Annotated in this window: 19 protein-coding genes and 1 riboswitch; of the genes, 15 read left to right on the top strand and 4 right to left on the bottom strand. The window is 44.5% G+C overall.

From position 1 onward, the window contains the following. Positions 1 to 114: 114 nt before the first annotated feature. From guaA to P4361_RS21215, 13 genes are all read left to right on the top strand, one after another. Positions 115 to 1,653, top strand: coding sequence for a glutamine-hydrolyzing GMP synthase (gene guaA / locus P4361_RS21275; protein ID WP_328090892.1), 1,539 nt, complete (start codon positions 115 to 117; stop codon positions 1,651 to 1,653). Positions 1,654 to 1,829: 176 nt separating this feature from the next. Then, positions 1,830 to 1,931, top strand: a riboswitch (purine riboswitch). A gap of 123 nt (positions 1,932 to 2,054) precedes the next feature. Then, a complete protein-coding gene (locus tag P4361_RS21270; RefSeq protein WP_328090904.1) occupies positions 2,055 to 3,353 on the top strand; it encodes an NCS2 family permease in 1,299 nt (432 codons plus the stop codon). Positions 3,354 to 3,725: 372 nt separating this feature from the next. Further along, entirely contained in the window at positions 3,726 to 4,493 is a 768-nt protein-coding gene (locus tag P4361_RS21265; protein ID WP_328090891.1) for a vWA domain-containing protein, read from the top strand. A 38-nt stretch (positions 4,494 to 4,531) separates the two neighbouring features. After that, entirely contained in the window at positions 4,532 to 5,329 is a 798-nt protein-coding gene (locus tag P4361_RS21260) for a PP2C family serine/threonine-protein phosphatase (protein WP_328090889.1), read from the top strand. Between the two features lie 15 nt (positions 5,330 to 5,344). After that, positions 5,345 to 5,707, top strand: a complete 363-nt coding sequence (locus tag P4361_RS21255) for a hypothetical protein (protein WP_328090887.1) — start codon at positions 5,345 to 5,347, stop codon at positions 5,705 to 5,707. Positions 5,708 to 5,719: 12 nt separating this feature from the next. After that, a complete protein-coding gene (gene essC / locus P4361_RS21250; RefSeq protein ID WP_328090886.1) occupies positions 5,720 to 9,745 on the top strand; it encodes a type VII secretion protein EssC in 4,026 nt (1,341 codons plus the stop codon). A gap of 130 nt (positions 9,746 to 9,875) precedes the next feature. Further along, a complete protein-coding gene (locus tag P4361_RS21245) occupies positions 9,876 to 10,148 on the top strand; it encodes a WXG100 family type VII secretion target (protein WP_053356030.1) in 273 nt (90 codons plus the stop codon). Between the two features lie 440 nt (positions 10,149 to 10,588). Further along, the gene (locus tag P4361_RS21240) at positions 10,589 to 13,228 is read left to right on the top strand and encodes a tetratricopeptide repeat protein (RefSeq protein ID WP_328090885.1); all 2,640 of its coding nucleotides are present in this window, start codon (positions 10,589 to 10,591) and stop codon (positions 13,226 to 13,228) included. A gap of 11 nt (positions 13,229 to 13,239) precedes the next feature. Continuing rightward, positions 13,240 to 15,906, top strand: a complete 2,667-nt coding sequence (locus tag P4361_RS21235) for a hypothetical protein (RefSeq protein ID WP_328090884.1) — start codon at positions 13,240 to 13,242, stop codon at positions 15,904 to 15,906. Between the two features lie 69 nt (positions 15,907 to 15,975). Next, on the top strand, positions 15,976 to 16,293 hold the full coding sequence (locus P4361_RS21230) for a WXG100 family type VII secretion target (protein ID WP_328090883.1): 318 nt from the start codon (positions 15,976 to 15,978) through the stop codon (positions 16,291 to 16,293). After that, positions 16,290 to 17,495, top strand: a complete 1,206-nt coding sequence (locus P4361_RS21225; RefSeq protein WP_328090881.1) for a hypothetical protein — start codon at positions 16,290 to 16,292, stop codon at positions 17,493 to 17,495. The genes P4361_RS21230 and P4361_RS21225 overlap by 4 nt, the downstream gene beginning before the upstream one ends. 26 nt (positions 17,496 to 17,521) lie before the next feature. Further along, the gene (locus tag P4361_RS21220; RefSeq protein ID WP_328090879.1) at positions 17,522 to 18,319 is read left to right on the top strand and encodes a hypothetical protein; all 798 of its coding nucleotides are present in this window, start codon (positions 17,522 to 17,524) and stop codon (positions 18,317 to 18,319) included. Positions 18,320 to 18,346: 27 nt separating this feature from the next. Beyond that, complete coding sequence (locus P4361_RS21215; protein WP_248251190.1) at positions 18,347 to 18,907, top strand: DUF5381 family protein; 561 nt, start codon at positions 18,347 to 18,349, stop codon at positions 18,905 to 18,907. Between the two features lie 97 nt (positions 18,908 to 19,004). On the opposite strand, the gene P4361_RS21210 is transcribed toward P4361_RS21215, so the two are convergent. Genes P4361_RS21210 through P4361_RS21200 form a run of 3 tightly spaced genes read right to left on the bottom strand, consistent with a single transcriptional unit; the run spans position 19,005 to position 20,395 of the window. Then, positions 19,005 to 19,226 (bottom strand): hypothetical protein, encoded by a 222-nt coding sequence (locus tag P4361_RS21210; protein ID WP_256227723.1) that lies wholly within the window; start codon positions 19,224 to 19,226, stop codon positions 19,005 to 19,007. Between the two features lie 22 nt (positions 19,227 to 19,248). Then, positions 19,249 to 19,584, bottom strand: coding sequence for a DUF2085 domain-containing protein (locus P4361_RS21205; RefSeq protein WP_328090878.1), 336 nt, complete (start codon positions 19,582 to 19,584; stop codon positions 19,249 to 19,251). Continuing rightward, positions 19,577 to 20,395 (bottom strand): EcsC family protein, encoded by an 819-nt coding sequence (locus P4361_RS21200; RefSeq protein WP_328090877.1) that lies wholly within the window; start codon positions 20,393 to 20,395, stop codon positions 19,577 to 19,579. The genes P4361_RS21205 and P4361_RS21200 overlap by 8 nt, the downstream gene beginning before the upstream one ends. A gap of 284 nt (positions 20,396 to 20,679) precedes the next feature. Between P4361_RS21200 and P4361_RS21195 the strand changes: the two genes are divergently transcribed. Beyond that, on the top strand, positions 20,680 to 22,347 hold the full coding sequence (locus P4361_RS21195; RefSeq protein WP_328090876.1) for a transglutaminase-like domain-containing protein: 1,668 nt from the start codon (positions 20,680 to 20,682) through the stop codon (positions 22,345 to 22,347). Positions 22,348 to 22,458: 111 nt separating this feature from the next. Further along, positions 22,459 to 23,898, top strand: coding sequence for a nicotinate phosphoribosyltransferase (locus P4361_RS21190; RefSeq protein WP_328090903.1), 1,440 nt, complete (start codon positions 22,459 to 22,461; stop codon positions 23,896 to 23,898). A 279-nt stretch (positions 23,899 to 24,177) separates the two neighbouring features. Here P4361_RS21190 and P4361_RS21185 read toward each other — a convergent pair. Beyond that, positions 24,178 to 24,359, bottom strand: a 182-nt coding sequence (locus P4361_RS21185; RefSeq protein ID WP_328090874.1) for a hypothetical protein, incomplete at its 5' end; no start/stop codon positions are given.

The raw sequence follows: 24,359 nt of genomic DNA, 5'->3' as shown, positions 1-24,359 counted from the left end.
TTGTTTTTTTTGCTGAAAAAACAGAGCTGGGATTCCGGTTTTTTGTTAAAGAAAAGGATATGTTAGGGTAAATTTGGCAAATACTACGGAAAGATCAATAGATGGGGTGACAGAATGAATTTAGCCAGTGAAATGATCGTCGTTCTAGACTTTGGGGGCCAATACAACCAGCTGATCGCAAGGCGTATTCGTGATCTTGGGGTATACAGTGAACTGCTTCCGCACACAACGACTGCAGAAGAAATCAAGAAGTTGAATCCAAAAGGAATCATCTTCTCTGGAGGACCGAACAGTGTATACGCACCGAATTCGCCTTCGGCGGATGAAGCGATTTTTGACCTTGGCATCCCTGTACTGGGAATCTGCTACGGTATGCAGCTCATGTCTCATCACTTCGGTGGAAAAGTAGAGCGCGCCAACCACCGTGAATACGGGAAAGCAGAAATTACGATTGCAAATGAAAGCAAGCTGTATCAAGATCTTCCAAAACAGCAGGTGACATGGATGAGCCATAGTGACCTTGTTGTTGCTCCTCCACAAGGATTTGTAACCGACGTGACGAGCATTTCCTGTCCGGTAGCGGGAATGAGCGACATCTCCCGCCACTTGTACGGCGTTCAGTTCCATCCTGAGGTCCGCCACAGTGAATATGGAAATGAGATGCTAAAGAATTTTATTTTTGCCATCTGTGAATGTGAAGGCAGCTGGACGATGGAAAACTGGATCGAGGACGAACTGGAGAAAATCCGCCAGCAAGTCGGAGATAAAAGAGTGCTTTGTGCTCTATCCGGCGGCGTCGATTCTTCCGTTGTTGCGGTATTGATCCATAAAGCGATCGGCGACCAGCTGACTTGTATTTTTGTAGACCACGGACTTCTTCGCAAAGGTGAAGCGGACAGTGTTATGAAAACCTTCAGTGAAGGGTTCCACATGAACGTGATTAAAGTGGACGCGAAAGACCGTTTCCTTGGCAAGCTTAAGGGAGTTTCTGACCCTGAAATGAAACGTAAAATTATCGGCAACGAATTCATCTACGTGTTTGACGAAGAAGCGAGCAAGCTTGAAGGCGTGGATTACCTTGCACAAGGTACGCTTTACACGGACATCGTAGAAAGCGGAACAGCTACAGCTCAAACGATCAAGTCCCATCATAATGTAGGCGGACTTCCTGAAGACATGAAGTTTACCTTGATTGAGCCTTTGAACACACTCTTTAAAGATGAGGTTCGTAAGGTTGGTACAGAGCTTGGTATTCCTGATGCGATTGTTTGGCGTCAGCCGTTCCCGGGTCCTGGACTAGGAATCCGTGTACTTGGCGAGATTACTGACGAGAAGCTTGAGATTGTCCGTGAATCTGACTTCATCCTGCGTGACGAAATCAGTAAAGCAGGACTTGAGCGGGATGTATGGCAATACTTCACGGTTCTTCCTGATATCCGCAGTGTAGGGGTAATGGGAGACATGAGAACGTACGATTACACAATCGGTATCCGTGCGGTTACATCCATCGACGGAATGACATCCGACTGGGCGCGCATTCCGTATGAAGTGCTGGAGAAAATCTCTACGCGCATCGTAAATGAAGTTAACCATATCAATCGTGTAGTGTATGACATTACGTCCAAGCCGCCTGCAACGATTGAATGGGAGTAATAAACGAACGTTTTATAAATTTCCAATAAAAATATTCGGAAATAGATTGACGAAATCTGTAGCAATTTGTATAATTTCCATGTAAACAGTATAAAAGTCACAGATTATAAGAAAAGCGCGACCTCGAGGATTTGGGGCATTGAAGCTGGCCACTAGTCAGCTAGTGCGATTTTTTATAAACATGACAATCGTCTTTTCGTATAAATTCGGGGATATGGCCCGAAAGTTTCTACCAGGCTGCCGTAAATGGCCTGACTACGAAGGTACATGGAATATCATATGAATTCAGGTTTATACACTGATTCCGTCATGTGATTTCTATTCCCTTTGTATGTTAGCTCAAGGTAGAGAGACCTTGAGCTTTTTTTGTTTTTCCATACTAGATAATCAGGGGGATTATGATGAAGAACTACTTTAGCTTTGATGAACACGGTACAACCTACCGAAAAGAATTTATTGCCGGACTGACCACGTTCCTGGCCATGGCTTACATTCTTTTCGTTAACCCTTCAATCCTTGGCCAGACCGGGATGGATAAAGGAGCTGTCTTTACGGCAACAGCCCTCTCTGCGGCTTACGGTACACTGTTTATGGGCCTTGTAGCCAAATACCCGATCGCTCTTGCACCTGGGATGGGATTGAATGCGTTCTTTACATTCTCGGTCGTGCTTGGCATGGGAATTCCTTGGCAGACGGCGCTTTCTGGTGTTTTGTTATCCGGACTTATCTTTATTGCGATTACTGTTTTTAAAATTCGTGAAACCATCATTAACGCGATCCCGGTAGAACTGAAATACGCAACAGCCTGCGGAATCGGTTTGTTCATTGCCTTTATCGGATTAAAAAGTGCAGGAATCGTTGTTGCCAATGAAGCAACATTCGTAGGATTGGGCCACTTGACGAAGCCTGATACATTGCTTGCCATCTTCGGATTTATCGTAACCATTCTAATGGTCGTCCGCGGAGTAAAAGGCGGAATCTTCTATGGTATGGTTATTACCGCGATTGTTGGAATGATCTTTGGATTGATCGATGCCCCTCATCAAATCGTTGGTAAGGTGCCAAGCCTTGCTCCGACATTCGGCGAAGCTTTCACTAATTTCGATAAAATATTTACACCGCATTTAATTGTAGTTGTATTAACGTTCTTCTTCGTTGATTTCTTTGATACAGCCGGTACGATCATGGCGGTTGCAAGCCAGGCTGGAATTATGAAAGACAACAAGCTTCCACGTGCAGGACGCGCGCTGCTGGCTGATTCCTCTGCAATCGTTGTCGGTGCGACTCTGGGTACATCTTCAACAACTGCATATATTGAATCAGCATCCGGTGTTGCTGCTGGCGGACGTACAGGATTTACATCGGTTGTTACAGGTTTGTTCTTATTGCTGGCATTATTCTTCTCACCGTTATTGGTGGTTGTAACACCTGCAGTAACCGCTCCGGCATTGATCGTTGTCGGTGTCCTCATGGTTGGGGTTCTTGGCAAGATTGAATGGAGCAAGCTTGAAATCGCGGTTCCAGCATTCTTAACGATTATCGCAATGCCGCTTACGTACAGCATTGCCACAGGGATCGCGCTAGGATTCGTTATGTATCCTGTAACGATGCTTGTTAAAGGAAGAGGAAAAGAAATTCATCCGATCATGTATGTATTGTTCTTGATCTTTATCTGTTACTTTGCTTTCTTGGTGGAGTAGGAAATATAAACGAAGCGCTCAGACAGTGAACCTGTCTGGGCGTTTTTTTTTGTGAAAATGATGTGTTTTGCAAGTAAAGATCCTGTTTCTGCAAGTAAATCGTGTCGAATCGCAAGTAACTGATTCGTTTTCGCAAGTAAGGCGTGTCGAACCGCAAGTAAAAGCGGCAAATCCGCAAGTAAATGTTCGATTAAACAAAACTGAAGACCCTTGTTCAAAAATCATCTGGGATATATAGTATAAAAACGTAAAAAATAGGGAAATAGTCTCGTAGTATGACAGAATCACGAACTTATCTACACTTTTCCATAATTTTTCCTTACAATAAGGGTAATTAATTGAAACTATTAAACTATAGGGGTCGAATAAAACATGGATTATCGTCTTCAAGCAACACAGCAAACACCAGCGTACATCATGTACCTGCTCGATATCAGCGCGTCCATGAACCAGATGATGGACGCCGGGAACGGACAGGAAAAAAGAAGGATTGATGTGGTAACGAGCGCCCTGAACTCCGCGATCCGGCAGATGGTGTTCCGTTCAACTAAAGGCAGCAGGCTTAGCCCGCGCTATAAGGTTTCCATTTTAGCCTACAGTGACAATGTTTTTGATGTATTGGGCGGAATAAAAGGCATTGATGAGCTTGCCAGAATGAAGCCGCTTGATAATATCCAAACCCAGCGGCTGACCAACACAGCCAAGGCTTTTGCAGCTGCAGAAAAAATTCTCCTGCAGGAATTGGAAAAGATGCAGGGCTGTCCTGCTCCATTAATATGCCACATGACTGACGGAGCTTATACGGGGGAAGATCCTGAGCCAATCGTCCAAAGAATCATGAACCTATCCGTGCCAGACGGAAAAGTGCTCGTCGAGAATATTTTTATCTCCGACGAAATTTTATCCAAGCCCATTGAGAACTCCAAAAAGTGGCCGGGTATCATGTATGAAACAGTGCTCGATGAAGACTATGGCAACAAGCTGAAACGCCTTTCCAGTCCTTTGCCGGAGAGCTATCGGGAAATGATGATTGAAACTGGCTATAAAATTGAACCCGGAGCGCTGATGATGCTGCCGGGCACGAATGCTGACCTGGTTTCTCTCGGATTTCAGATGTCTGCCGCCACACCGGTCCGTTAATATACATTTAAAATTTCCATAAACCCTGAGGTGAATCCATGTATACGTATTATAGTGATCAAAAGAAAGAAACTCCGGTATCGTCTGTTTACCGGGATCCTTTTTCTATCCGTTACGGTTATGCAAGGTCCAGTGAGACACAGGAAGCTGATGATTCGGGACAGGATTTTTTAGCGTTTGAAGTGAAAGATCGAAGCCTCGTTTTTGCAGTCTGCGATGGGGTTAGTCTGTCCTTTTGCGGGGATCTTGCCGCTCGCTTTTTATCTGAAAAGCTTATTCAGTGGCTAGGGGAGCTTCCAGTTGATGAGTATAGGGATGAAGCAGGCGTTAAAGAGAAACTCGCCTCATATCTGACAGAGCTGACAGTGGAAGGGACAGAGACGATCAGAAAACATCGTCTGCCGAATTTCATGCCGCCTATTTTAAGAGAAGTGCTCGAGGAAAAACGGACAAAAGGCAGCGAAACGATGTTCATCTGCGGCCGGATCGACATGGCAGATGAGATGACCAGCCAAGCCGGCATGTTTCTTGCGTCTTCAGGAGATATACGATTAAGAGTCTGGAACTCCTCAGGGGAAGTAACGTCTAATGGCAAAATGCAACCCGAAACAAAAAAACGATGGTCAACAAAGGACGGGCTTATCGGCGGAGACATTCATACCGTAACGGGTCAATCGTTCGGCGGAGTACGCCGGATCGCGGTTTATTCTGATGGGTTTTCAGCGATTGACGGCTTGAAGCAGCTGCCATCTACGGATCAGCTGCAGATCCTTGTGAAAAAATCGCTCCAATCTCCGCTAAGCGATGACTTGTCTTTTTTAGACATCGCCTGGTAGAAAGGAAGAGAATCAATGGAAGAGATTATTGTTTCCTTTATACATAATGACAGTGAAAAAGATTTGCGCCTGCCCAACCATCTCGAAAGCAAAAAGATTGCCGAAGCGCTTCACGAATGGGCAGGGCATGCGATGGGGTGGGGAGAAGAGCCCTATGATCTTGAATATTCCTTTAATCAAAAAAACTGGTTCCGTATGGAGAAAAAGAAATCGCTGTCGGATGCTGGGGTTTGGGACGGTTCCTTTTTGCGGTTCAGCAAAGAGCCGCAGTCATCACTCCCAAAAGAAGATGACTTTATGGCCAGTGATGATTACACGGAAGACGATCAGCCCGAGGAGCAGACCAGTATGGATTATGCATGGAAAATTATCGATTAAGGAGGGAACGAGATGAGGAAGTCGCCGTATTTTAAACGATCTCCGCGGTTAAAGCTCGCGATGCCTTCAGGAAGGATGGTCGTTCACCGTCCAAAAGGGGAACCGGCAGAGCCGAAATTTTCATTCGAGTCCATGATCATTCCAATCTTTCTGACGCTCGCAACCGTAGGAATCATGTACTATATTTCAAAAACGATGTACAACAGTGCGAGCTATGCCATTTTTATGATGGCGATGAGTATTCCGATGCTCGGCTCCTATATTGCGACGATCATTCTTTTTTTCAAAAAGAAGAAAGCATACAAGCTTGAAGTGGAGCAGCTGCACAATGAGTATTACGAACAGATTAAGAAGCATCTTGGAGAAATTGAAGACCTGAAGAACAGGCAGTCCCGTTTTCTTCGGGAAAAAGATCCGAATCCTCAGGACTGTGTACGCCGGATCGCAGACCGAAAGAGTTCGTTATGGGAGCGCGCCTATAATTCTGAAGACTTTATGGACTTGAGGCTCGGCCTCGGTTCTCGTCCGTTTAAAATGGAGATTGAAGTACCGGCACAGGATGGTTATGATGTGAATCCGCTCATTGCGGAAGCGCAAAAATTGCAGACCGAATACCGTGAGCTGCAGAATGTCCCGGTTTCGATCCCGCTTCAGGAAAAGCGTGTGGTCGGACTGGTCGGGGAGCGTGCGGATATCCTGGAGATGGCCCGCGTACTGGCTCTTCAGCTTGTCACCCACCAATCTCCGGAAGAAGTGAAGCTTGTCAGTGCCTATCCTGAAATCGAAAGCGAACAGTGGAGCTGGATGAAATGGCTGCCTCACGTTTGGGATGAGGACCGGGAAAGGCGGTATGTAGCTGAAGGAAAGCTGATGACACAGAAACTGTTTGAAAGGCTGTACAGCAGCCTCAACATCAGAAAGCTTGAAAATGATGGAAAAAATGATGACGTTGTTCATATTCCTGAATATGTCTTTTTCCTGCCAAGCCTTTCTCTGCTGGAGGATGATTCCCTCTTGCCGCTCATTTTAAAACAGGGAGATTCGATCGGCGCATCCGCCATTCTGCTTGCTCCGACGAAAGAAGCACTGCCGATGGAGTGCGAACTGATCGTTGAAGTGAGAGACGGTGTGGCTCAATTGTATGAAACGTTCTCCAATGACCAGGATGAAGTGGTTTACTTTACTGGCTCTGAAAAAATAGCGATCGACCACTTTACGCTGACCGAGGCAAAAACGATGTCACGTATGATTGCACCGCTAAGGGTGAAGCAGTCCTCTGCAGGAGTAATCCCCAAGGTTCTGCCGTTTTTGGATATGTACGGCGTGAAAAAAGCAGAAGAACTAGATGTTGTGTCCAAGTGGAGCCAAAACCGCTATCCGACTACGCTTCCTGTCGCGATTGGAGTCAGAGAAGGCCGCAAACCGGTCTATTTGAACATCCACGATAAGATTGAAAAGAAAGGCCATGGTCCGCATGGTCTGATGGCAGGCACGACCGGTTCAGGAAAAAGTGAAGTCATCCAGTCGATGATTCTTTCTCTTGCGGCCACTTACCACCCGCATGATATGGCGTTCATGCTCATCGATTATAAAGGCGGCGGAATGTCCAATACGTTCCAGGGACTGCCGCATGTCGTGGCGACCATTACAAACCTGGAGGATCCTAACCTGATCAACCGGGCGAAGGTCTCGCTGCGAGCTGAGCTGGAGAGGCGTCAGAAGCTGTTTAACCGGGCGGGCAACATTCAGCATATTGATGAATACTTCCGATCCGAGTGGAAGACAAAAGAACCGCTGCCTCACTTGTTCATCATCATTGATGAGTTTGCCCAGCTGAAAAAAGATCAGCCAGAATTCATGGATGAGCTGATTTCGATCGCCGCGATCGGGCGTACGCTTGGCGTCCATCTTCTGCTCGCTACACAGAAACCAGCCGGAGTAGTGGATGAGAAAATCTGGAGTAACTCCCGTTTCCGCATCTGTCTGCGCGTACAGGATGATAACGACAGCCGCGAAATGATCAAGATTCCAAACGCTGCGAGCATCAACGTTCCTGGACGGGCCTATTTCCAGGTCGGCAACAACGAAGTACTGGAATACTTCCAATCCGCTTGGAGCGGGGCAGGGTATCATCCTGAGAACGAGGAAGAGGCCAATATTGCCACCATTTCCGAAGTGAAGCTCGATGGAACTGATGAAGTGCAAAAAAGAATCAAGACAGAAGGCAAGACCGCAGAAAAGCAGATTCAAGTGCTAATCCGGCATATGAAGGAGGAAGCGGAGAAGAACAATGTTCATCCGCTGCCGGGTCCTTGGCTGCAGCCGCTGCCTGAAAGTCTTCCGATCTCCGATTTGATAGAAACCGAGAATTGGACTTCCGGTGCTTGGGAATCGAGCGAAAAGTGGATGGAGCCGAAAGTCGGCATCATTGATGATGTGGGCAATCAAGCTCAGTATCCATTGGAGCTGGATCTGAAGGAAGGACACCTGATGGCATTCGGGATGCCTGGATCCGGGAAAACGACGTTCCTGCAGTCCACACTTCTTTCCTTGTTCTATCAGCATGGTCCACGCGATCTGCATACGTACATCGTGGACTTTAGCAGGCAGTTGAAAGACTTTGCCCGTTTTCCGCAGGTTGGCGGGGTCGTACATGAAGAAGATACGGAAAAAATGCAGCGGCTGTTCCGTTATTTCCTGAAAGAACTGGCGAAGCGGAAAGAGCTATTCTCCAATGAAGGGGTGAGCTCGCTCGAAACGTACCGCAGCATCACAAAAAAATCCCTGCCTGTCCTGCTGCTCGTGATTGACGGATATCACCGGTTCCGGTCAACGTTTGAATTTGAGAATGAGAAGCTGGAAACGATCCTTCGTGAGGGGGCGACTTACGGCATCCTTACGTTCGCTACGGCAAATCAGACGAACGACATGTACGAGCGCTATAGAAGCAACTTCGCTTCCATGGTCTCTTTTGAACTGGCTGACCATACCGATTACTACTATGCTGTTGGACGGCCGAATTTTGCTGCAGCCAACTTGCCGGAAGGCCGCGGGTTTGTGAAGGGACACAATCCGCCCCATATCTTTCAGGGGATGCTTCCTTATAACGGAGGGAGTGAGCTTGAAAAGGTATCCTTTATCCGGGAGATTTCCGGAAAGATGGCGGACGAGGCGAAAGGAGAACGGGCAAAATCAATTCAGATGCTTCCTCGCGAAATTTCCTTAAACCAGCTGCTGGACGAGTTTCCGACGGCCGATTCGAAACTGCTGCCGTATGGTATTGATGTAGAGGATTTGGACATCCAGTCGCTCGATCTGGATGATGCAGACCATGTGTTTGTCACGGGCCGTGTGGAATCCGGGAAAACGTCGCTTCTCCAAACGCTGGCCTTATCGCTGATGTACCAAAACCCTGCCGATCAGCTTGATCTCTATTTAATCGAGATGGAGCCGCAGACGAAAGGCATCATGAGCATGGCGGCCTTTCCTCATGTGAAGGGCTATGCAGCAGATTTCATGCAGGCAAAAGAGCTGTTCAGCGAGATTTATGCCAAGATGGAGGAAAGAAAAAGCGACAGCCTCTCCTTCGGATGGGGGAACGGGCAAGAAGAAAATTCCTATCCTCCTGTTGTCATCATGATCGATGATGCGGAAAACTTTATGCAGCAGATGAATATGGATTTTGAGATCAAAGACCAGCTTGAGAAGCTGACAAGAGAGGCACGCCAGAAGAACATCCATTTTATGCTGGCAGGTTCGATTACAAGCATGAACAGCTATATGCATGATGGCTGGTTCATGAACATCAAGAAAAAGTTTGCCGGATTCCTGCTGGGTTCTACATTGAGCAATGATCTGTATTTCTTTAATATGCGCCTTCCTCATACGGAAACAGATAAAGAGCTTCCAGCAGGGGACGGCTACATCATCAAAGGAAAACATACGAAGATTAAAGCCGCTCTTCCTTATATTTCGCTTGAAGAACGAAATGAATGGGAGACTTTAGTCTGTGAAAAGAACCATGTTTTTGAAGCGTAGTTTACTATATATAGGTAAATTGTTACCAATTATGCTAGGAAAAAAGGATGAAAATGGATTTAAGATGTATCTAACTGGGTAAATGTATTGTATATTTGCCTCATAATGGAAAAAAAGGGAGATGAAATGAATGTCAGTAAGAATTCTCGTAACACCAGAAGAACTAGAAGGAATTGCATCGAAATTTAGAACTGGATCTGAAAACAGCCGCACTCAAACACAACAGCTTTACCAAGCACTTCAATCACTTGAAGGTAAATGGGATGGAGCAACGAAAAAACGCTTCTTCGACCAATTCGAACAATCCCGCCGCCACATGGAGGCTTATGTGCAGTTACTTGACAACATCGACCAAGAGCTTCGTCAAATCGCAACTCGTTTCCGCACAGTCGACGCACAATAAGGAATCTATTGATTTCAAGCAAACAAGAAAGACTAGTCAATTCCTTTGGCTGGTCTTTTGTTTTGGGTGATTCCAATTTGGTATATAACGTACTCTTTATCTTCAGTTTCTCAGGAATTAAACGATTGTTTGAAAGCTCTGTCGAGAATGTTTTTACGATCATTGTTTATTGCGGCTTTTGTGTATAAGTGGAACGGCTTGCTTGCAAGGTTTGCTATGCTAATTACAGCTTTTGTTTTTTTTCTTTTGTTAGGATTTACAATAGATGCATTGTGCAGAACCAGCTAGTAAGTTAAGAAAGTATTGTATATTTTTGTAAACGTTTTTGTAAAATATTACATAAAGTACTAGATTTATGGTTTAATATTGTCGAAAAAAGAGAATGTATTATATTGGCAATTATATAGCCTAATGGTTGCATGGATAGGGGTTTTAGCATTATGAGTTTTCAGCCAGAAGTCAGAGAAAGCATACGCCTGTTTAAAAGGAGATATACGTTTCCTAAGCACCCTGCCGTACAGGGGATAGATATTCCTTACGGGCAGGAGGGACGGCAGGGGACTGTCTATCAGATTAAAGAGGACAACACGGGAAATAAAGCCGCACTGAAGGTATTCAGGGAAAGGTTCAAGAACAAAAATCAGGTCAATCTTTCCGAACAGTTGAAGAACTATTCTTCGTTTTATGGGCTGTCTGCCTGTCTGCGCTCTGTCATTGAGGAAGGTGAGCATGCGAGACTCATAGGGCAGTATGATGATCTGGAGTATTCCCTGATCATGCCATGGATCGATGGTCCTACATGGGCGGACATCTTGATGGAAGAGCAGACACTTTCAAAAGAAACCTGTCTCCGCATCTCCTGTATGCTGGCATTCCTTCTGAAAGAGCTGGAAGAAGCGGGCATCGCCCACTGTGATCTATCTTCGAGCAATGTCATCCTTCCATTTCTGCAAGAGAATGCAAGGCCTATCTTTGCCGCCATTGAACTGATCGATATTGAAGAGCTTTACGCACCGGAACTGAGCGAACCGAAAGCGCTGCCGGGCGGGTCACCAGGCTATGCAGCAAACTATGTAAAAGACGGGTTCTGGTCAAAGGATGCGGACCGTTTTGCAGGAGCTGTGCTCCTGGCAGAAATGGCGTCCTGGCATCAGGAAGAAGTTTGCAGTCTTAAGGCGGATGACTTCAGTTATTTTGATACCGATGAGATGCAGAAGGAAACGGAACGGTACAAAAAATTGCTTGATGCTCTTCAGGAAACACTTGGTGAACAAGCGGCCAAGCTGTTTAAACAAGCATGGAAAAGCAACAGCCTTGAAGACTGCCCGACGTTTTCTGAGTGGTTTGAACTTTTTCCTGAACATGTCAGGAACTTTGTCATCATCAGCCATGAGAAGTATATGGCCTCAAAGAAACCATCTGTTCCGCTTGGGACGATGAGTCTTGATACACTGCTTCAGATTGCCGCTGCTTTCGAAGGGCTTGGCAACAAAAGAGCCGCGCACAGTGAGTATCAATTCATCATGAATCAGTTTCCGGAACAGAAGGCTGTTGTGGAAGAGCTGCAGATGCTGCTGAATGAGGACGAAGAAAACGGTCTTCCTGAGCTGATTCCCGCACATTATCTCGAAGCTGCCCAGCATTTTGAAAAGCTCCAGGATTGGAATACCGCACTTATCTTTTATACCCGATGTAGCCTGCTTCCTTCGGTGGATTTTACAACCAAAGAAGAGCTGTCCATCATAATCGAGGAGCTTCAAAATCAGATCAGGGCGGAAGCGGAACAGCAATCAACAGCAGAAAAGCTGAAGCAGATCGCGGAAGAACAAGAAAAGGCGACAGCCGCAGCCCTTGCCGAACCGCTTGAGACGCGAAAGGCGGAGCGCCCGAAATTCAATGTTCAGCAGTTCTTTTTCAATAATTGGAAATGGATGGCGGGGACGGTAACAGCCGTTTGCCTCGGAATCGGACTTTATTATATGTACCAGGCTTCTCAAGAGAAAAAGTGGCACGATTACATAAAGCAAGGAACCGAAGCTTTTTCACAGAGAAGGTACAGCGAGGCCGAGCAGTACATCCAAAAAGCGATCGATGAGAAGCCAACCGAGGATCTTTATACGAAGATGGCGACGATTTATATCAGCCAGGGACAAAATCAGCAGGCCATTCAGTACCTCAGTGATTTGAAATTAAAAAAAGAGCTTTCACCCAAAAATACAGAAGCTAATTATCTAATGGGCCGGGCTTATTTTATAGAGACGAATTACAATGAGGCCATTCCTTATTATGAAGCGGCCTACAAAGACAAAAAGAATAAGTATCATCAGGACGCAATCAGGGATCTTGTCATCAGCTATGCTTCCATCAACCAGTTAAAAAAGGCCAATACACTGGTAGAGCAGCTGCAAGGCAAGGATAACAAATCGAAAGCCTTTGTCGCCTACTTAAAAGGGGACCTTTACAAGAGGCAAGGTAAGGGTACGGAAGCTGTTGATTCGTTTGAGGAGTCGGTTGATCTTGACCCAGCCAATAAAAAATATATAAAGAAACTGATTGAGGCGTATATCAACAACAATAAAACCAATCAAACCGACGACTCAACAAAGACCAAAACTTACGAGAACGCCATATCGTTAGCGAACAGTCTGCTGCGTGAAGATTACACGAATATCGATTATTTAAATCTGACCGGCCAGCTTTACTATGAATATGGATTGTTTGCTGAAGATAAAAAGCAAAAGGCGAAAAGCCAAAATTTATATAAAGAAGCATTAAATGCTTACAATCAAGTAACTGATTTAGGAATTCAAGAGAGAAACACGATACTGAATACAGGGATTTTATATGAAAAAGTTGGAGATAAGGCAAAAGCTGAAGCGACGTATAAAAAAGTGATTAAGCAGAACCCGGTCTACGGACATGCCTACTTCGTTTATGGAATGTTCCAGATTAAAGAAAAAAATTACAAGAAGGCTTTACCGCTGCTTAAAAAGGTCATCCAGATCAATGAAGACCCCACTGATGTGAATCTTGCAAAAGAACGTATTAAAGAAATGAAAGTGAAAAAGGTTTTGATTTAGGAGGGACAACCATGGCAGAAAAGGAAAATGAAAGTTTTTTCAGCCCCAAAGCCAAAAAGGTAATGCTGACATCATCTGCGGCATTGCTTGTGGCACTTGCCGGTACAGGAACGTATTATTGGCAAGCGAACCAAACTTCTGAGACAGCAAGTTCAGAATTAGCTAAAAAACCAGGTAATACAAGCAAGGCAAGTAAAGATATCCGTCTAAACACAGACGATAACCAAGTCAAAGATGACCGGAACAACAAACCAGATAGTAAAGGCGAAGATCTGTCTCCTAACAGCAATAACAGTGATGGCTTTGTACTCAGTGACGACACCGAGAATCCAGTGTATCTCGTAGACGCATCTGATCCTAAAAATCCAATTGCTCAATTAATTGTAGACTCGGATAAAGTGGTCATTGAAACACCTATACCGCCTGCAATTCCAACCGATCCAGTAATCACCCCGCCGGTTGATGATGGAACTCTTCCACCGGTCATTGATCCTGGAACGGATGATCCAGGCACAGATCCAGGCACAGATCCAGGCACGGACCCAGGTACAGATCCAGGAACAGACCCGGGAACAGACCCGGGAACAGATAACCCTGGTGGAGGTACTGATCCAGGAAATCCAGGGGATCCAGACAACCCTGGTGATCCGGGCGGAGAAGACCCTGGCAGCCAGTTCCCGGATGTAGCGCTTGTCGTTCCGGAATCTTTATACGAGCGTTTAGACAGCTACAGCGGCAACGATGATTTTTACAATGTCATGTACTACGGGCAAAAAGAAATTAAACCCGACAGTGAAAAATATGATGACTTGATCAAGATGGTTGTGGAAGCTGCAGCAGATGCAAAAACAAAAGCATATCAAGAGCAAATAATGACGTCTGACAGCTTGTCCAACCTTCAGATGATCACATCACTTGGTTTTGAAAATAAAGATCTGAAAAAACTTCAGGACGAAATCAGAGCCGATCTTTATTCTAAGTTTGCAGAGCAGGAGATTGCTATTTACCTCAGCAAGCCGGCTGATCCTGAAAACCCTGGTGATGGTAATGGAGATCAGCCTCAAACGCTTGATGCCGAAAAGGCACAGCAAGTTATCTATTACATTGGACAATACAATGATCAGCATCCGAAAGAAGATTTGAATCCGAACGAATACAGCGAAGCAGACAAAGTATTAATGGAAGCTGCACATCAGGAGCAAGCGACCAACATCGCAGCGGCTCTAAATAAATACCAGATGCTCGCTCAGTACTCTCCGACATACAGCCAAAGCGCTAAAGACTTAAAAGCTGGAATTGTAGCAAGCAAAGTAGAGCAGGAAAGAGCAGAAGCTGGAACAAGAGAGCCAGGGCAGTATGAACCGCTGCCAGCAGGCCATGAACTTGAGGCTCTTAAACAACTATTGGATAAGAAAAAATACGCTCAAGTTGTTGAACAGGGCGGGGATTATGTCGGTACAGACTTCCCGCTCGGCGGCTTTAAGCTGGTTGTAGATAAAGCCAGCGAGGCGCTATTAAAAGAAACAGACGAACTTGCAAGTGCACAGGATGCTTATACAGCAAACAAACAAGAGATCATCAACAACTATCAGATCCTGACCGAAGAAACAGGGGTTTCTGATGATGTCGATCAGAAGGCAGCAGCCCATTTAGACGCTTACTTCTTAATGCACCAGGCGATTAAAGCGGCTTCTAACGATTTAAATGAAGCAGTCATCCTTGCTTCTGAATCTGTTCAGAGCTGGGGAAACAGTGCTTCTACAGGAAAACTGAACGAGATTGCCGGCCAACTCCTTTCTTCTGCTGAAAAATATAAATTAGCAGATATGAAAAAAGAAGAAAGCGTCTATGAATTGCTGAGCACAACGCCTAGAGTGAATGAAGCCGACAAAGCAACGGCTTTCAACCGAAAGAAAGCCTTTGCGTATTCAAGAAAAGCGGCAGACCTGCTATCAGGCAAAAACTACAATGACGCAATCTTCTATGCGAGTGAATCCAACCAGATGTACAATAAAGGACAAAACGAGGATACACTCCGCGACGCCGCAAGAGCTCTATTTGCCCAACATACTTCTGGAGATTATTACGATCGCTATAATGATCTATTAAAAGTCTACCGAATGATTGCAAGTGCTTCCGGTATGCCGAAAAATGAAGCAGCTATGGCGATTGAAAGACAGGAAGCCATTGATAACTTCCAAAAAGGCATGCGTGAAAAAGCAGATGGCGACCGTGAGAAAACTGTATATTACCTTGATAAAGCTGCTGATAGTGAATGGATGTCTGACAAAGTTAATCCAGAACTTCAATACCAAGCCCAGCTCCTGCTAAACCATGCCAATGACTTGAAGGCTAATGGTAATGTAGATGATCTTAAAATAGCCGTCAGATACTACAAAACGTTGCTTGTGACTAAGCATGTCAGCAAAGGCACGCGTGATGAAGCGAGAGACGCCATCAATGAACTGAAAAAGAATTCAGCTCCGGCAGTTAAACGAGACGACGCTCCACAAGAAAAGCAGCAGAAGCACACTGAGCCTCAAAAAGAAGAAACGAAGCCACAAGCCGAGGATAATGAGGTTCAAAAAGAAGCGCCGAAAGCTGAAACACCACAAACCGAAGCGCCTCAAACGGAAACAAAACAAGACGAGTCAACAGGAACATCTGAACAATTATAAAACCAAATCAGCAGGCAGCGCAGTTGCCTGCTGATTTTGAAATAAAATAAGGATGGCGGTGAAGTAAACGTGGATTCTGGAAAAATCCGTGCGATGGCTCAAGCCTATAGCCAGGCAGCGGGGTTAGTCAGAGAATGCGAATCCAGGCTAAAAGGAACCCTGGAATTCAATGGGGGAACGTGGACTGGAAACCGAAAAGAAAAGTTTAACAGCAAATATCAGGACGCGACCAGGGCGTTTAACATGGTAGTCACTGAATTTATGGAAACAAGCAGCGAGTTGAACAAAGCCGCTTTGCGCTGTGAACAGATTCTGCATGATCTATTGGAAAAGGAGCGCCTGCAGCAGCTTAAACTGCTGGAACTTCAGAAAGGAGGCCCTAGATGACGAAAATATCCATACAGCCTGACCAACTCTATAAGATGTCAGATGATATGGTCAAAGAGATTACGAATCTGGAAAAAATCATGAATGACCTCGATAAAAAGATGTCTGATGTGGCAGATTCCCTGTCTCAAGGCCCCCGCTATTCGCCTGAGTATTTCAGTGCCATGCAGGGGGCATTCATGCATCATGCCCAGTCCAAGTATCTGGTGGGACAATTGAAAGATGAGATATCTGAAGCGGAGATCTATTCAAGAAATACGGCCGAGAAGTTTGAAGAGGAAGATAGTTTGTTTAGTAAGCTGTTTAACATTTATAACGATTATCAAGGCTTTGTAGCAGCCGGCACGATTGCCTCACATGGGCTGTTTTTTCAGCTTTCTGGACTATCGAAATATGTGAAGGTAAATGGGAAGTGGGAAGTAAGACATAATGGTTATTACCAGCAGCTCTTGAAGTCTGTCGATGACTCCAAGTTTAGAGCGTTTGCCCGAACATGGGCCAATAAACGAGGGATGTTTAAATACAAAAACGAACCTTTAGAAAGCCTGCTTTATAAAAAATACTCCAAATTCTTTCCGGATGATGTGACGAAATTTACGAATGGCATGATGGATTTTAAATCCAGCATCAAAAACACTGGCATGCTCAATACACTTAAAAACCATACGGGAGATTTGCTTAAAGCGGGATCCAAGTTTGGAAAGACGAATGCCGCCATTGGTTTGGTTATCTCCGCCGGGTCGGCTTCTGTGGGCCTTGGAATGGATGTTGTAGACAATTACCGTAAGTATGGCGGAAATGAAGCCGTCTTAAAAAGAGAAAATGCAAAAGCCGTCGGAAGAGCAGCCAACACATTGATTGTGGAAGGTGGATTCACGGCGGCCGGCGGCGTAGTCGGAGGGGCCATAGGAAGTATCGGAGGTCCTGTAGGTACAGTAATCGGAGCAAGTATCGGAGGAGCCATAGGCAGTATGGTCGGTGAGAAAGTAGCAGCCAAAACAGCAGGCTTTTTTGAAGATGCGGCACTGATTGCGAAAGAACCTATTCACGCTACGATAGAGACGGTTAAAGGTGGAGTGGAAGCAGTAGGTAAAGGAATAGATGCAGTGGAAAAGGGTGTAGACAAGGTGAAGGATACGGCATCCTCTCTCATTGACGGAGGGAAGAAGTTTTTCTCGAGTAAGCTTTCGTTTGGCTGGTAGTGAAAATGAATAAGAGGTGATGATGAATGAATAGAGTGTCGCTTAGTATAGATGAACTTATCTATAGTTTTTACAGTGAAGGATTATTTGAACAAGCAATAGGATTAAGACAAACCTATTTTGAAGAGTTAAATGATGAACAGTTTGAGCTGGTACTTCAGACCTCTTGCCGTTCCTTACTGTCCAAAGAACTGCTGATGTATGATGAACACAATCACAGATTTCAATTAACTGAGGAAAGTTCTTCCCTGATCAAATCGTTAAATTATTCTCCTTTATCTTTGAAATTATCGAGATTTGAAGCTGATGGAGGGCAGGGTTCAATTTCCATTCACTTATCAGGAAGGAAATGCATTTGCCATTCCGTTATACATGAAGGCCAAGTTCATGTGTTTGAAATGCTCAGCCAAGGTGAAATTTTACTTAAATTAAAAGAATATTTCTCCTTGAAGGACACGGGCAATGGCTCTGATAAAATTTTGGAACTTAAACAAGAGGAATTTGAGGAAATGTTAACATTAGCAGAACAAGAACCTTCAAATCTTGAGGCATACTTATGTACTTTATCTAGCCATAATGAAGCTTCAATTTTTGCAAATGCCGTTTCTTATAATCATGGAAAGATGAACAGTATGCTGGTCTTAGGATTTGATGATAACAGAGAACCGGATATTGGAGATGTATTGTTTGTTATTTGTGATCCTGTTTCTTCATGGGTAATTAAAAAGAATGAGGAGACATATGAAGTATTAAGTGGCGAAGGAAATATTCTTTCTGATTTGGCAGAATCGAAAATTGCAGGTCTTAATTCTCTTTCTGTCTAAGTGAATAAAAAATAGCGGGTGGTAATTATGAATTTTGTTAATGAAACAGATAACGGGGTGCAGGTGACGTACAGCAGTTTTAATCTTAAATGGATGGTCGTAGGTTCATTGCTGTTGACTGCTGGTTCACTTTACTTAATGTCTTCTGTAATGGATGTGGGTATAATCCGCGGTTTTTTCAATTTTTTAATTGGAACAGTTGGCTTATTGTTTTTTGGCGGAATTCTGTTAAGAATATTGACCATTGCTTGGGGGAATAAGATACTCTTTCAAATTAAGCCCACTGGCTTTGTGACGAGAAAAGGAAAAGAAATTCCGTTTTCAGATATTCAGGGCATGTCTGTTGGCTGGCACAGTTCTCGTCCTGCGGGAATGGTCTTTAAGGATGTTATACTGCGTACGAATCAGAAGTCCATTCTAAAGAGCAAAGCTTATTTGTGTACTTACAACTTATTGGACGATGATGAAATTGAAGCGATTATCAATAAATATGTAATTCCGAAAGTCAGTGAATCCTGCAAACAAGCTTGGCTGCAAGAAACTTCATCTAATGTTCATGACACTAAAAATCCAAATATGCCAACTTAGCAAAGGGGCTGTTCAGAAAGTCGAAAATTGACCTTCAGGCAGCCCCTTTTTGNNACAGCTTACAGACTTCTTGAACAGCCCCTTGATGTATTTTAGATTAACAGCAGTCAATCTGATTACAGACTTCATCACAAAATGTGTTTTCTTCCTTTTTCTTTTTCTTTTGTGAATGCTTTTTTTGATAGAGGTACATTGTTCCTGCACTCACTGCTGTCCCAGAACCGATCAGAGAGGCCCCAGCTAGGCCGTGGCCGGAAAATAGTAATTGGAAGCTTGCAATGATGGTAGTGAATATGGTCATAATTAATGCAATAAACATAAAAACACTCCCTTAATCAATTTCAGCTTAGTAGCTGCTTCAACAAATTTGCAGCATACCAAATCATCATGCACTGGCCGATGCCGCTCAATAAACCTGTAATAACTCTTAACGTATTGTTGCTCTCGCGCCATTTCCATTTTTGGGTGAAGCCGTCAATCAGCATCGGAAGCTGAAGAAGCAGAGCGAATAAAAGATTATGTACTTGCGGAACAAAGTAAAGAAAAGGAAGCAGCAGATAGGAACCATAGATTGCGGTGCACCTTGCGCAAAGTGCCATCGGTTTTCCTTTTATTTTTAAGCTGCGTTCATGTCTGCGGTGGCAGGGGATAAGTGATAAAAACTCCCCCTTACTCATTTAAGGGTTCCTCATCCAGCAGGTGAAGACGCTCTAAAATCCTCCGCTTCCGATAAAGCATCATTCCAGTTTTCGCAACCTCTTCTATGGTGGACTTATTGATGAAGGCCCCAAAGATAATTCCCGCAACAGGCACCATTTGAAAAAGTTTCTTCCATCCGAAATTGTCGCGGTAAGCAGCGATCACTTCACGCCAGCCTTGCAGCTGAGAGATCGCCTGGCGGTCACGCTCCGCATCGGTCATAGAGAGTTCTTCAAGAATGGCACGTTTCCCTACATAGTCAGAAGAGGCGAACTGCAGGCATTTAATGATGAAGATCCGCTCTTCTTTTTCGTTAGGATCATACCCATAGGAGATGGCAATTTCCTGCAGCGTTTTCAGTGACAAACCAAGGACAAGAGGGATGTCAATTCCAAGTGTGAACAGCCCGCCGATACCAGTTGTTGCGCCTTGGACGGTCGCCATCCTGGTGCGGGAGCTTTTAAAATAAGAAGCTGTCTTGTCCATTGACGCAAGAGGCAGCTTGCCGATCTCTGCAGCTGTAAAATCTTCTTGCAGTTCCTCGTATTCTTTCATTTTTTTCAGAATCGACTTCTCACTGACTAAATATTTGCCTCCGTTGTGAACATAGCTGCCGATCTCGTCCACAATCTGCAGCATTTTATCCTGCAGAAATTTCGGTGTGATCTTATCCAGGAGCATGAACGGAATACGCCCGAGTTTCTCCCATAACCAGAGATCCTTTTGATCCTTTTCCCACTTCTCAACCATCGTAAGTTCTTTTGTAAGATAATCCCGTGTTTCTATCATGCTCACTCCCAAATTCATCAGTGGTTAATATAACCATTATAGTATTTTCCTAAGTATACGTCATAGTACATTGGAGAGTTTCACGTAAAGGCATGAATTAGTTTTGGAAACGGATGGCAATCATGATAGTGTCATATCCAAGGAACTACAGCGATAAAGTAGTAGGAAAGATTGTCTTTTTTTTAAATTGTGCAGTCCGATAAGGAAAAACGCTTTGGATAGCTGGTTGAATGGCGTAAAATAAAAATATCGCAAAATAAGAGCGTAATTAAGGAGTGAACACGATGAGGGAAATACTCCTCATTTTAATTCTTCCGTTTTTGCTGATAACTGTGCCGGGCTGCAGCCTGTTAAACACAGCTGATCCAAAGCTGGATGAGGGCGTAACAGGGAACCGGTATTCGGCAGCGGCGGAGAAGAATAATGAGAAAACAGACTTGGAACATGTGCAGCTTAGCGGGTACAGCAGAAAGGTTGGAGCAACCCTTACCAGCCCGAAGTATAAAAAATTCAGTGTGAACTCTGCCTTTATTGTTTCAGGGAATATAAAAAATACAAAACACTTAAAATCGAATTATGCACTGATCACGGTGCATAGTGAAAAAGGCGGCAGCCCCGATTTTAAATATCTGTCTCCGATCAAGGGAGGCAAATACAAGCAAAAAGTCCAGCTCTTCGACGGAAAAGGAACCTACAAGGTGAAGGTCAGCCTGCCGAGTGATGAGAGCAAGGATTATTATTACGACCTTACAGAAATGGAAGTAACCAATGTCAATCCGGCAGTGAAGAGAGACGTTCTCTATACACAAAACGCTTACAAGCAGGACCTAAAATTGGATTCCACAGTAGAAGGCTATATGAAAAGGGATGGAAAGGTTGATTTGAGCGGATCGATCGGTGATAAAAAAGCGAAAGACCTCATGATCGAAGTGTCAAAAGGACCCCAGGTGACCAAGGTCATGGTTCCGCTTGAAAACGGCAGGTTCAAAAGCAGTCTTCCGCTGTATTTTGGAAAAGGGGTTCATACACTTAAGATCATGACGCCGGCAGAGAACATGGCCAATTATTACAACCAGGCCGCTGAACTGCAGGTGGATAACACGTCAGGCCATACATCTCAGCCGATCGAATTTTCTAAAGAATACAGCGAACGCGGCTATACACTGGAATCCCCAACAGTAAGCGGGGGAAAAACAGATCTTGATTATGAGGTAAAGGGTAGGATCAATCCTAACGCCCAGTATGCCAAGGATACGGATACTGTCTTTGTCCAGACGAAAAAGGGAAGTTTGGAAGCGATGTATGCCATTCCTGTAGAGAATTACAAATTTAACGGAAAGTTTTATCTTCGTTTTGGGCCGGGAAGCTATGAGGTAAATGTTTTCGCACCAGAAATTACATCGGGTAACACGAATGTTCAGCATTTTACAGGAGTGGCTCATTTCAATGTAGAGAACACGAATCCGAATGATGGGCGCTATCGTCTTCCGTCAAGGGGCATTCAGTCTGATGATCCTGAGATCGGGCGTCTTTCTGAAAAACTGATGAAAGGCAAGGCAAATGATAAAGAAAAGGCGCTGGCCGTATATAAGTATGTAGCAAAGAATGTCCGCTATGATGTACAAAAGCTGAATCAGCGGTCATTCGCCTTCGATGACAGTGCGATCAAAACACTGCATGAGAAAAAAGGCGTCTGCCAGGATTTTTCCTATCTCGGAATCGCGCTTTTACGCGCAGGAGGGATGGAAGCACGAATCGCTACAGGGTATGCAGGCCAGGATCATGCATGGATAGAGACGAGAGTGGATGGACGCTGGCTGACGATGGATCCGACGTGGGGTTCAGGGTATCTGCAGAACAATGAGTTCATCAGAAACTTCACGATGAAATACTTTGATCCCGCCCCATCCGAATTCAAGAAAACACATACCAAATCTGGTATAGAATATTAATCAAAAGCCCAGAGAAACCGTTTCTCCGGGCTTTCTTTATTTGGGCAGAAGAAGTAGAGTAGGAATTGTGAGTTAAGGGAAAATAAGGTGAGAAAGGTGTGAAGAATGATGATGCGGCATGAAGATCTAACATTACATACGGACAAGTACCAGATTAATATGATGTATGCTCATTGGAAAAACGGAACACAGAACAAAAAATGCGTGTGTGAAGCATTTTATCGCAAAAACCCGTTTGGCAATGGCTATGCTGTATTTGCCGGGCTTGAACGAATCGCATATTATCTGCAAAATCTGAAGTTTTCAGAAGAAGACATCAATTACCTCAGAGAGCAGGAAGAGCAATATGAAGAAGGTTTCCTGGAGGAACTCAGGAATTTCAGGTTCACAGGCAATCTTGCTTCTGTTAAAGAAGGAACGATTATTTTTCCGAAAGAACCTTTGATCAGGGTGGAAGCCAGAATTTTCGAAGCCCATTTAATTGAAACAGCTCTTTTGAATTTCATGAACTACCAGACATTAATCGCAACAAAAGCCGCCCGCGTCAAGCAAGTGGCGCCTGAAGACTATCTCATGGAATTCGGAACGCGCAGAGCGCAGGAAGCAGACGCTGCAATCTGGGGAGCAAGAGCGGCTTATATCGCAGGATTTGATGCAACATCCAATCTTCTTGCCGGTAAATACTTCGGCATTCCTACAAAAGGGACACATGCCCATTCCTGGGTCCAAAGCTTTGCGAGTGAAGAGGATGCGTTCAGAAAATTTGCCGAGGCCCTTCCGGATCAGAGCACACTTCTCGTAGATACATACGATTCAATGAAAAGCGGTCTACCGAACGCGATAAAAATCGGTCTTGAATTAAAAGATAAAGGAAAAACCTTAAAAGGAATAAGACTCGACAGCGGCGACTTGGCCTACCTCTCCATACAGGCGAGAAAGATGCTGGACGAAGCAGGCTTAAACGACACTATGATCGTTGCCTCAAATGATCTTGATGAAGATGTCATCTCCGAATTAAAAGGACAAGGAGCCATGATTACCTCATGGGGTGTCGGCACACAGCTCATTACAGCTGCCGATCAGCCGGCGTTGGGCGGAGTATACAAATTGGTTGCCCGTGAAAACAATGGTGAATACGTTCCATCCATTAAAGTCTCCGGAAACGTCGAAAAAGTAACAACTCCGGGCTTTAAAACCGTCTACCGGATTGTGAACGAAGATACCGGAAAAGCGGAAGCAGACTACATTGCAATGGTAGGAGAGAAGCTTCCCGAAAAAGATATCTACCTGTTTGATCCTGTGGAGACCTATAAAGATAAGACCATCCATCGTTTTCAAGCGGAGGAGCTCCTGAAGCCGGTCTTCCAAGATGGAGAGCTGATTTACGAACTTCCAACCGTACAAGAGATTAAATCTTATTATAAAAGCCAGATCAAAATGTTCTGGCCACAGCACATGCGAAAGCTGAATCCGCAAACCTATTTCGTCGATCTGAGCAAAAAAGTGTGGTCCACCAAAATGGAACTATTGAAACAAGCTGCAAAAAATTAGAGCGAAGAACCTGGGCGATAGAAGTCTGCCAGGTTCTTTTTTGTTTTAGAGGTGTTTGAGGGAGACCGGCTCAATGAGAGTCGAACATAAGAATAGAAGGAAGAAGGAAATTGGGAAGAAAGTTCAATCGATATTCATTTGTCGGCATCGCTTTAATTTCTACAGTTTAACTGAGTTGGAAACGGCCTGGGAGCCTAGGACCAATTGGAATTCAACCTTATTACGGGTTCTTGCAGGAGCGGTTGGTTTCTGCTGTTTAAATAAGTTGGTTTTTTTATTCTAAAAAAGGTTGACCACTCTAAGAATCGCTGGTATAGTAATAAACGTTGCTGCTTTTGATACATAATTTTCTTCGAAAAAACGTTTGAAAAAAGTTGTTGACTTAGCAAGCAAAACTTGATAAGATATTCCTTGTCGCTGATCGGACGCGACGGAATAACAGTTCTTTGAAAACCAAACAA

The sequence above is a fragment of the Fictibacillus sp. B-59209 genome (assembly GCF_036216745.1).
GTDB lineage: Bacteria > Bacillota > Bacilli > Bacillales > Fictibacillaceae > Fictibacillus_C > Fictibacillus_C marinisediminis.
This window is presented reverse-complemented; position numbering and strand designations above follow the sequence as displayed.

Bases quoted from the DNA above. Each gene is read 5' to 3' on its own strand.
- P4361_RS21190 (WP_328090903.1), top strand. From the start codon at position 22,459: ATGCGGCATGAAGATCTAACATTACATACGGACAAGTACCAGATTAAT.
- P4361_RS21200 (WP_328090877.1), bottom strand. From the start codon at position 20,395: ATGATAGAAACACGGGATTATCTTACAAAAGAACTTACGATGGTTGAG.
- P4361_RS21245 (WP_053356030.1), top strand. From the start codon at position 9,876: ATGTCAGTAAGAATTCTCGTAACACCAGAAGAACTAGAAGGAATTGCA.
- P4361_RS21220 (WP_328090879.1), top strand. From the start codon at position 17,522: ATGAATAGAGTGTCGCTTAGTATAGATGAACTTATCTATAGTTTTTAC.
- essC (WP_328090886.1), top strand. From the start codon at position 5,720: ATGAGGAAGTCGCCGTATTTTAAACGATCTCCGCGGTTAAAGCTCGCG.
- P4361_RS21235 (WP_328090884.1), top strand. From the start codon at position 13,240: ATGGCAGAAAAGGAAAATGAAAGTTTTTTCAGCCCCAAAGCCAAAAAG.
- P4361_RS21215 (WP_248251190.1), top strand. From the start codon at position 18,347: ATGAATTTTGTTAATGAAACAGATAACGGGGTGCAGGTGACGTACAGC.
- P4361_RS21205 (WP_328090878.1), bottom strand. From the start codon at position 19,584: ATGAGTAAGGGGGAGTTTTTATCACTTATCCCCTGCCACCGCAGACAT.
- P4361_RS21210 (WP_256227723.1), bottom strand. From the start codon at position 19,226: ATGTTTATTGCATTAATTATGACCATATTCACTACCATCATTGCAAGC.
- P4361_RS21265 (WP_328090891.1), top strand. From the start codon at position 3,726: ATGGATTATCGTCTTCAAGCAACACAGCAAACACCAGCGTACATCATG.
- P4361_RS21225 (WP_328090881.1), top strand. From the start codon at position 16,290: ATGACGAAAATATCCATACAGCCTGACCAACTCTATAAGATGTCAGAT.
- P4361_RS21195 (WP_328090876.1), top strand. From the start codon at position 20,680: ATGAGGGAAATACTCCTCATTTTAATTCTTCCGTTTTTGCTGATAACT.
- P4361_RS21240 (WP_328090885.1), top strand. From the start codon at position 10,589: ATGAGTTTTCAGCCAGAAGTCAGAGAAAGCATACGCCTGTTTAAAAGG.
- P4361_RS21270 (WP_328090904.1), top strand. From the start codon at position 2,055: ATGAAGAACTACTTTAGCTTTGATGAACACGGTACAACCTACCGAAAA.
- P4361_RS21260 (WP_328090889.1), top strand. From the start codon at position 4,532: ATGTATACGTATTATAGTGATCAAAAGAAAGAAACTCCGGTATCGTCT.
- P4361_RS21255 (WP_328090887.1), top strand. From the start codon at position 5,345: ATGGAAGAGATTATTGTTTCCTTTATACATAATGACAGTGAAAAAGAT.
- guaA (WP_328090892.1), top strand. From the start codon at position 115: ATGAATTTAGCCAGTGAAATGATCGTCGTTCTAGACTTTGGGGGCCAA.